Annotated in this window: 9 protein-coding genes; 6 read left to right on the top strand and 3 right to left on the bottom strand. The window is 40.6% G+C overall.

Going from position 1 to position 9762, the window contains the following annotated elements; genetic code table 11:
- The first annotated feature begins 153 nt into the window (after window positions 1-153).
- From B4H32_RS03195 to sbmA, 5 genes are all read left to right on the top strand, one after another.
- Window positions 154-309 (top strand): hypothetical protein, encoded by a 156-nt coding sequence (locus tag B4H32_RS03195; RefSeq protein ID WP_004678231.1) that lies wholly within the window; start codon window positions 154-156, stop codon window positions 307-309.
- 17 nt (window positions 310-326) lie between these two features.
- Window positions 327-1562 (top strand): sodium/glutamate symporter, encoded by a 1236-nt coding sequence (gene gltS, locus B4H32_RS03190; protein ID WP_286799924.1) that lies wholly within the window; start codon window positions 327-329, stop codon window positions 1560-1562.
- Window positions 1563-1653: 91 nt separating this feature from the next.
- Entirely contained in the window at window positions 1654-3129 is a 1476-nt protein-coding gene (locus tag B4H32_RS03185; protein ID WP_286799914.1) for an alanine/glycine:cation symporter family protein, read from the top strand.
- 135 nt (window positions 3130-3264) lie between these two features.
- A complete protein-coding gene (locus tag B4H32_RS03180) occupies window positions 3265-4242 on the top strand; it encodes a patatin-like phospholipase family protein (protein WP_286799911.1) in 978 nt (325 codons plus the stop codon).
- 210 nt (window positions 4243-4452) lie between these two features.
- Window positions 4453-5649, top strand: coding sequence for a peptide antibiotic transporter SbmA (sbmA, locus tag B4H32_RS03175; RefSeq protein WP_286799899.1), 1197 nt, complete (start codon window positions 4453-4455; stop codon window positions 5647-5649).
- A 52-nt stretch (window positions 5650-5701) separates the two neighbouring features.
- Here sbmA and B4H32_RS03170 read toward each other — a convergent pair whose 3' ends face one another.
- A complete protein-coding gene (locus B4H32_RS03170; RefSeq protein ID WP_212749283.1) occupies window positions 5702-6451 on the bottom strand; it encodes a DUF4850 domain-containing protein in 750 nt (249 codons plus the stop codon).
- A 125-nt stretch (window positions 6452-6576) separates the two neighbouring features.
- Between B4H32_RS03170 and B4H32_RS03165 the strand changes: the two genes are divergently transcribed.
- Window positions 6577-7653: a DUF1176 domain-containing protein gene (locus B4H32_RS03165; RefSeq protein WP_004681624.1), complete on the top strand. Its 1077-nt coding sequence runs from the start codon at window positions 6577-6579 to the stop codon at window positions 7651-7653.
- Window positions 7654-7883: 230 nt separating this feature from the next.
- Here B4H32_RS03165 and B4H32_RS03160 read toward each other — a convergent pair whose 3' ends face one another.
- Entirely contained in the window at window positions 7884-8825 is a 942-nt protein-coding gene (locus B4H32_RS03160; protein ID WP_004681623.1) for a DUF5655 domain-containing protein, read from the bottom strand.
- Window positions 8826-8907: 82 nt separating this feature from the next.
- The coding region (gene gatB / locus B4H32_RS03155) for an Asp-tRNA(Asn)/Glu-tRNA(Gln) amidotransferase subunit GatB (protein ID WP_414630945.1) at window positions 8908-9762 on the bottom strand (855 nt) is incomplete at its 5' end.

Here is a 9762-nt window from a genome sequence, read left to right as displayed (position 1 = left end):
TCTAAATTTATGCATAATACGCCCTTTTTTAAAATTGATTAGGCTTTCCTTGCTGAAACGGTGAGGGGGATTTTCTAGCTCAGGCATATCGAATTTATCCAATTTTGTGCCTGTGGAAAATGTTGAAATATACACCAGATACAGGAGCTTCTCATGAGTTTACCTCTCATCCGTAAGCCATTTATTCAGGACTTGGCAATCACCGTTGCAACTTCCATGATGAACAATGCCTATGCTGCCCGTAGGCAACAACAGATACAGCACTTTCGCCCCATCGTTACAGCGCTTGTTCATCTACATAACAAATAGAATAAATGGAATAAAATATGGAATTTACTTTTAATGGTTTCTACACGCTAATTTCGGCAGTGATCGTTCTGTTATTGGGACGTTTACTGGTCAACAAAATTGACTTCTTAAGGCGTTACAACATCCCTGAGCCTGTTGCTGGCGGTTTGGTTGCAGCGCTAGTTTCATTACTCGTGCACTCGATGTGGGGCTACAGTATTGTTTTCAGCAGTCAATTACAAACGAGTTTCATGCTAGTTTTCTTCGCTTCAATTGGTCTTAGTGCCAATTTCATGATGCTAAAAGAGGGCGGGATCGGCTTAGTTTTATTCTTGATCTGTATCGCATCATTCATCATCGTACAAGATGTTGTCGGGATGAGCCTTGCATCTTTATTAGGTATTGATCCTCTGATCGGTTTGATCGCAGGTTCAATCACACTAACAGGTGGTCACGGAACCGCAGGTGCATGGGGTGAAATCCTTGAAACTCAGCATGGTATTCAGGGCGCTTTGGCATTGGGTATGGCAAGTGCAACTTTCGGCCTGATTATTGGTGGGATTATCGGCGGTCCATTGGCCAAGCTGCTGATTAACCGTTACAGCCTTGCCCATGCCCAAACCTCTTCCGAGATCAAGGATCGTGATACTCATCTCGACCAGCACCCTGATGAACTTGCACCATTCGAAAATCCGCATCAAGTTCGTTTAATCACTGCGGATAATGCCATTACCACACTTGGTCTGTTTGCTGCCTGTTTGGCATTTGCTGAATTCATGACAGGTTATAGTAAAGGCACATGGTTTGAGCTGCCAACTTTCGTCTGGGCATTGGGCGGTGGTGTGGTTTTGCGCAACATTCTGGAAAGCATATTAAAGGTTGATATTTTTGACCGTGCAATTGATGTATTTGGTAATGCATCATTATCACTGTATTTGGCAATGGCTTTGCTTTCATTGAAATTATGGCAACTGGCTGATTTGGCTGGTCCACTTGTTGTGATTCTTGGCGCGCAAACATTGACAATGGCGCTTTATGCTGCGTTTGTGACGTTCCGTGTCATGGGTAAAAACTACGATGCAGCCGTGTTGGCAGCGGGTCACTGTGGTTTTGGTATGGGAGCAACGCCAACAGCTGTTGCTAACATGCAAGCAATTACCAACATGTATGGACCATCACATAAAGCATTCCTGATTGTGCCGCTTTGTGGCGCGTTCTTTGTTGACTTGATTAATGCAACTGTCATTCAACTCATTTTGAAATTCTTTATCTAAGTTAGATCAAAAGCCCATACGGGGCTTTTTTGATTCATCCATTTTTTTGAATATGTGATTGACGCACATAAAATTTTTAAGTGAATAAGTGATGAATGAACAATTAAATGCCACGCTGATGTCGTGGGTACAGTTCTTGAATGATCCGCTTTGGAATTTCCTGGTCGTATTACTGGTTGCGGTTGGGGTGTTTTACACATTTGTTACGGGTGCGGTACAGCTTCGCTTGTTCCTGCATAGTATCCGTGTGATGAAAGGCAGTCGTAAAGAAACGCAGGATGAACATGGCATTACACCATTTCAGGCTTTTGTCACTGGGCTTGCAAGCCGTGTGGGCGTTGGTAATGTTGCTGGTGTTGCGATTGCAATCGCAATTGGTGGTCCTGGTGCTGTGTTCTGGATGTGGGTCACTGCCTTTCTTGGTATGAGTTCTGCATTTGTCGAGTCATCGCTCGCCCAGTTATTTAAAGTGAAAGATCATCAAAACAAGCAGTTCCGTGGTGGCCCTGCGTACTACATTACCAAAGGCTTAAAACAAAAATGGTTAGGTATCGTTTTTGCACTGTCACTTATTCTGGCTTATGGCTTTGTATTTAATGCCGTTCAGGCAAATGCGATTATTGGTGCGACCTCACATGCCTGGGGATGGGATAAAGCCAATTTTGTATTGGGGCTTGGTGGTCTTGATCTCGAAGTGTCATGGGTTGGGATTGCATTGGTCATTATGACGGCATTGATTATCTTTGGTGGGATCAAGCGTATCGCTAAAGTTGCTGAAAGTATCGTTCCTTTCATGGCATTGCTTTATATCATGGTCGCTTTGTACATTGCGATAGCCAACTTGCCGATGTTGCCTGAGATCTTTAAATTGATCTTTAGCAAGGCATTTCAGTTTGAGGCTGCGGCAGGTGGTTTCTTCGGTGCGATGATTTCTATGGCAATGATGATGGGGATCAAACGTGGCTTGTTTTCCAACGAAGCAGGTATGGGGTCAGCGCCAAATGCCGCTGCGGCCTCTGATGTGAAACACCCTGTGAATCAGGGTCTGGTCCAGATGCTAGGTGTATTTGTCGATACTTTCGTGGTGTGTTCATGTACCGCGATCATCATTATGGTGTCTGGCCTGTATCACGAAGCTGGCTTTGAGGGCGTGACATTGACCCAAAAAGCATTGGAGAGCCAAATTGGTGGCTGGGGCGGTGGTTTCCTGGCGATTATTCTGTTCCTGTTTGCCTTTACGTCGATTATTGGTAACTATGCCTACGCTGAAAGTAATGTGCAGTTTATCAATAACAATCCTAAAATCATGCTTGTTTTCCGTATTTTAGTATTGGTTATGGTGTACTTCGGTGCAATCACTAGCGTTCCATTGGTTTGGTCTATGGCAGACTTATCGATGGGATTGATGGCAACTATTAACCTGATCGCAATTCTATTGCTGACTCCGATAGCATTGATTTTATTGAAAGACTACACATCTCAGTTAAAGAAAGGTATTAAGGAACCAGAGTTCAAGATTGATCAATATCCTAAACTAAAGAAAAAAGTTGGTTCAGATATCTGGTGATCTTGATAAAAGCTCCTTTCGAGGGGCTTTTTTATGAATTGGCAGTCACAACAGCAAAAAAACTGATACAGCATTTCAGGCTGGGAAGAGCTAAAATTTAAGTTGGAAACACAGTAAATATGGCAACAACTGCATATGAAACGGCTTAAATCATGCATACTCGGACTATCAGTAATCATTTTAACAGGTTGTCAAACAACTCCACATTTACGTCCAGCAATTGAAGATGCCCAGGCACGGGTGCTGAGCCAGCCTTTTAGCTATATCAAACAACAGCAAAAACGTCCCGTAATCGCTTTGGTTTTGGGGAGTGGTGGTGCACGTGGCTATGCCTATATTGGGGTGATACAAGTGCTGGAACAACAGGGGATTCGTCCAGACTTTATTGTAGGCACTAGTGCAGGGAGTATCGTTGGCTCAATCTATGCCAGTGGAAAAAGCGCAGCAGAATTAAGAGATATTGCACTTAAACTAAAAGCCAATGATGTGCGTGATGTCAGTGTAAGTCTGAAAGGTTTTTTTGATGGTAAAAAAGTTGAAGACTATATCAATAAACAAGTTCATAACATGCCATTACAAAAACTTAAAATTCCAATGCATGTGGTTGCAACTGAGTTAAAATCAGGTTCTAAAACTGTCTTTAATTATGGCAATACTGGACAGGCGGTTCGTGCCTCGGCCTCAATCCCCAGCATGTTTGTACCCACCAAAATTCATGATGTTGAATATGTAGATGGTGGGCTGGTCAGTCCTGTGCCTGTTCAGGTTGCACGTGAACTGGGAGCGGATGTGGTGATTGCGGTGGATATTCTGGCCCAGCCGATTCATACTGAAACCAGCAATGTCTGGGGACTGTTTAACCAGAACATTAATATTATGCAGGGCCGTCTGGCTGAAGAAGAACTGAAAGATGCCGATGTGGTGATTCAACCTGAGCTGCGTGAAAAGGCCCATATTTTTGATGTTAAGGGGCGTGAAATGACTATGCAGGCAGGGATTGATGCGGCTCAGTCAAAGCTTTCTGAAATTGAACTTGCCATTCAAAGTAAGAAAAACCTTGTACAACCTGATCAGCAAGATTTTGCCTTAAAGACCTTTCCAGCACATCCTTAAGGTTTATATGGCCACAGAGAGTCGTAACAGCATTAAAATCGTTTCGATGTCCTAAACAAATTGTAAATACTCATCAAAATGCTATGAAAATTTTGGGAAAGCATGTAAATAACTACAACTTACCAAAGTTTCTATCAGACAAAGTTAAGTTTAAGGTTATAGCATGACGTACTTGCGTCAATTGCAATACAACAAGGATTGTTAAGCACGATGTTTAAATCATTTTTTCCTAACCCACGTCTATTTTTTATTTCAGTAGTGGTATGGTTGGCCCTGAATATGCTGCTCTGGTACACAGGCGGGCATGGATGGGGTGAATATTTGGGATTCCCAAAGGGCTATGCTGAAGCAGAGTTGCAAATTGGGGTGAGCCGTTTCTGGTCGCCTGCATTTATTTGGTTCTATCTCTGGTTTCTCCTTTCAACCGCCTTATTTGCAGGTTTTTGGGGATTCCTTTCTGATAATAAATGGCAGAAGTGGTCAATCTGGGGGTCAGCATTTATCCTGTTTAATATCTGGTTTGGGGTGCAGGTCAGTGTTGCAATCAATGCTTGGTATGGACCATTCTGGGACATGATTCAAAAGATGCTAAGCGATGGCGGCGGTAATATTAATGACCTATATAATGGAACTTTGACTTTTCTTTATATTGCAATGGTTGCCGTCACATTCGCCGTAATCAATGCATTCTTTACCAGCCATTATGTATTCCGCTGGCGTACCGCCATGAATGAATACTACACTGCAAACTGGGATCGGCTTCGTCATGTTGAAGGGGCTTCGCAACGTATTCAGGAAGATACCATGCGCTTTGCCACCATTATGGAAGACTTGGGGGTTGAACTGATTAAGTCAGTGATGGTGCTGATCGCGTTCCTGCCGTTATTATTTAAAATCTCAGAGAAAGTGCCAGTGCTTCCAATCGTGGGTGAGATTGAACATTCACTGGTATGGGCTGCAATTGTCTGGGCGGTCTTTGGAACTGTGGTGTTAATGATTGTCGGTCAGAAATTACCAGGCCTACAATTTAATAATCAAAAGGTTGAGGCAGCCTACCGTAAAGAGTTGGTTTATGGTGAAGACCATGAGAATCGTGCTGATCCACTCACATTAAAAGAGTTATTTGCTCGAGTACGTGTAAATTATTTTAGACTTTATTTTCACTATGCTTATTTTAACCTTGTCGCTATCTGGTATAAGCAACTGGATGTTTTATATAGTCTGGTGGTGCTATTTCCTGCAATTGCCGCAGGTAAAATGACTTTAGGCTTGATCAACCAAATTAGTAACATCTTTGATAAAGTTCGTGAATCATTTCAATATCTCATCAGTTCTTGGAAAACGATTATTGAATTACTCTCAATTTATAAACGTTTAAAAGCTTTCGAGTCAATTTTAAAAAAATAAGTGTGATTAAAAAAACCTGCAACTAGCAGGTTTTTTTGTGTCCATGATTTGATTAATGAGTCGCATTGTAAAAATTTAGAATAGTTCCAACTAAATGCTGTTGGGATTGATCAACGGTGACTTTGATTTCTCTAAAGTTAAACGTGTCTTCATCTTGATATTTGGCTACGCCATGTGTTCTGTTATTCAGCTTAGGAATTTGATAACTAAAGAAAGCGATTTGTTTTGAAGGGTGTACGATCTTCAGTAATTTAAGCGGATCTTGATAACCACCGTATTCATATTCCACACTTTGTTTTAAAAGATGTGGAAAATAAAGCGTCGCATTTGGCATGCCGCAACCTACACAAAATGATGAATCATAAAGCTGAATTGCTTGTTTCTGATTTGGACTCATGATTAAGGCAGATCCAGTACCATTCGCTCCTGCACTTGATTGTATGTCTTGCCAATCTCTAGGTACAAGTACAATTCCTATTTCAGGAATAGCCCATAACTTGAGTTGTTCAGCTTGTTTAGCATCTAATTTAAAATCGAAATGACAGCTTTTTGCGGAACATGATTTAAAGTCTTTTAATAAACCATCTTCCACAGGGTTGAGTGCGGTTACCCCGTAAAAAGGCACTCGAACATCATTTGCAAAAGAAGCTTCACCGAGAGGGTAAATTTGATTTTCTGCTTTTCGTTCTTTTGCACTATTTGAAAACTGAGGGAAATTTGCTTTAAATACTGTAATCTCAGCATGAATGGCTGAGGAGAACATACTCATTAAAATCGTGGGAAATAAAATTGTTCTTTTCATTTTTAAATTTGACCAAACTCAGTTTGCTTTAAGCTAATATCTTCTGCAATAAAATGACATATGACAAGTGTAGATCAGTCCTTTAAACTGTTTTCAAGTTTGATAATAAATATGAGTAATACAGAATGATACCAGTGAAGAATATACTTTCAGTTTGCTGCTTTATGGCACTAAGTTCTACTAGCTTCGCACAAGAAATCAAAGGTATTTCATTTTCACATCAAGATTGGGAAATTTACTGTAGCAATACAGGAACCTGTCGAGCTGCGGGCTATCACAATGAATCTAGTGATGATTATCCAGCATCAATCTTATTGACACGTCAGGCGGGCAAAGCTCAGCAAGTCACAGGCGAGTTTGCTTTGGGTGATGGGTTTACCGAACCTCAAATTCCTAAAAATCAGCTTAAAAATATTCATTTTTATGTCAATGGCAAGGATTTAGGGGCTGTTTTGGTGGATGGCACTGAATTTCCACTTATGGGTAGATTGACCGCAGCACAGGTGAATGGATTGTTGCAGCAGGCCAGTGGAAAAGCAGACATTGTATTTAAAAATAACCGTCTGCAATGGAATATTTCGGATGCGGGTATGACTGCAACATTATTGAAAATGGATGATTTTCAGAAACGTGTTGGAACGACAGGCGCCTTGGTCAAAAAAGGGAAAATGAGCGAAGCAAAAGTTTTAGCGGCTCAACCGAAATTGGTGGTGAAACAGGTTAAAACAGCCAGCAAACCTTATCTAACTTTGCAGCCCAACAGCAAGCAGTATCAGTCCGTGTATAAATCATTGATGGCAGCACAACCTACACCCAAACAAGATGGTTTTTGTGAGGGAGTTTATAGCAGTGATGGCGTAAAACCTCAGTCGATTGAACTCTACAAATTAAGCAATAAAAAAGTATTGGCAACGACCCTATGTTGGCGTGGAGCATATAATGAGGGGTATGGAGTTTGGGTGCTGGATGAGTCTTTAACAGGAAAAGCAATTTTTGTGACTGAACATGCCTCCGATGTTGGGGATGGGATAATCAGTAGCTCACAAAAAGGACGGGGAATTGGAGACTGCTGGTCAAGTGATGAATGGGTTTGGGATGGGCAGAAATTCGTACATACTAAAGATATGTGGACAGGCATGTGTAAAGGGCTTGCTGCAGGTGGGGTATGGGAACTGGACCAAATTGAAGCAGTTGTAAAATAGCATTTTGAATATATACGCCAATCTCAACTTAAAATAAGATTTTCGGGTGTGTTAAGGGGGCAGTGATTATTTCATTTTTATTCATTAACTAAAATAAATTGCTAAAAATAACTCAGCATTTCGCTGCTTTAATTTTTAGCTGTATGACAATAACTACTCACAATATTCAGGATTATAAATTTGCTGAATTGTAAATTTTTTTACCGAGAATTTTCATTGATTGAGTACAATTAACCGCCAATCCTATTATAGGCTAACTCTATAAATGGTTTGGTATCTATCAGTTCATTGAGGTTGGTTATCGTAAACTCGACATCGCCAATACCATGATGCCCTATATTGGAAACATCACGATAATTTGGAGTATTTACAGGAATATCCTCAGGTTTTAATTTTAAATAAATTTTTAAATTTCGTAAGCGAACTTCCACAGTTAAAATATTTTGTGTGCTTTTATAGGCTATATAGTATTTTTTAGGAATTTCCTCAATCGAGTCATCAAAACCCATAATCATATCTTGTAATGCTTCCATGAGCTCAATAACTTCTTTAGATTTATTTTGTAGATGGCTCTCTGTGGTGTATTGTCCGATATTTCGTGTAATAGCAGCCTTTTTTCCCGCTGCAACCATGACAGGGTTTTTCGCTGTTTGATTGAGAGTTACTGGCGTATTTGATGTTGTGTTATGAAAAACTTCCTCAAGATACAAACTTTGGTTTGAAAAAAGTTGATAACGCCATAATTCAATATTTGCTCCCATAACTTGTACTGCATGTAGATCGTATTTTTTATAATTTGGTGCAATACAAATGACCCGAATATCTGACCAGTCAATTTCTATATTGTTTCCTAGTACTTTTTGAGCTGCTATTTCAAAATCACCTTTATGATCTTGAATCCAATGAAGATAAAATAGGCTTTGTGTTATGAGTTCTGAGGACTCTACTTTTTTATATTCAATAATGACAGGATTATTATCTTCAGATAGAGCTAGAGTATCAATTCGACCAGCATGAATTGCACCCGTTGAAAATTCACTTGCGATAAAACGGCAGTTAAAAACAGTGATTAGGTTGTTTTCAATTAAAGTTTGCAAATCTTTTTCTAAAGGGAAGTTGGTTTTTTGCACAGTGCGTAATTGTAAATTATTATTTATATCGAAAATTGGCATGACGATAAAACCTTATTTAAAAAATAAAACCCCGTATCAATACGAGGTTTTATAACATGAAATCAATAAATTGGCTAATAAGTTAACCAATCAATTTCTTCATTAATTCATTTACTTGAGCTGGATTAGCTTTACCTTTTGCAGCTTTCATGACTTGACCAACGAGACCATTAAAGGCTTTTTCCTTACCAGACTTGTATTCTTCAACCATTTTTTCATTGGCTGCAAGCACGTCTTTGATAATCGCCTCAATCGCACCTGTATCGGTTTCTTGCTTCAAGCCTTTTTCAGCAATAATGTCATCCGCAGATTTACCCTCTGCTTCCCACATAAATCCAAACACCTGCTTGGCAATTTTACCGTTAATGGTGTTATCCACAATACGCGCGATCATGCCACCCAACTGCTCAGCAGAAACTGGAGAGTCCGCCAATTCTAGGCCCGCTTTGTTTAAAGCGCCTGAGAATTCACCCATCACCCAGTTTGCTGAAACTTTACCTTGCTTCTCACCGCCAGCAGCAGCTACAACAGCCTCGTAGAAGTCTGCCATTTCACGAGAAAGTGTAAGTACATGTGCATCATATTCCGTTACGCCAAAGTCAGCCATAAAACGGGCACGGCGTGCAGCAGGCAATTCTGGAAGCGCCACACGAGCAGCTTCGATTTGTTCATTTGAAATGATCACTGGTAACAAGTCTGGATCAGGGAAGTAGCGATAGTCGTTGGCTTCTTCTTTCGAGCGCATTGAACGGGTTTCCATCTTGTTCGGATCGAACAAACGGGTTTCCTGATCAATTGTGCCGCCGTATTCCAAAATTTCCATTTGGCGTTCAATTTCAACATTGATCGCTTGCTCAATGAAACGGAATGAGTTGAGGTTTTTTAACTCGCAACGAGTGCCGAATGGCTGACCTGGACGACGCAAAGACACGTTACA

It is taken from the genome of Acinetobacter sp. UBA2063, from assembly GCF_002333245.1.
GTDB classification, from domain to species: Bacteria; Pseudomonadota; Gammaproteobacteria; order Pseudomonadales; family Moraxellaceae; genus Acinetobacter; species Acinetobacter parvus.
The sequence above is the reverse complement of the archived record's forward strand: the minus strand, read 5'-3'. Positions and strand labels throughout refer to the sequence as shown.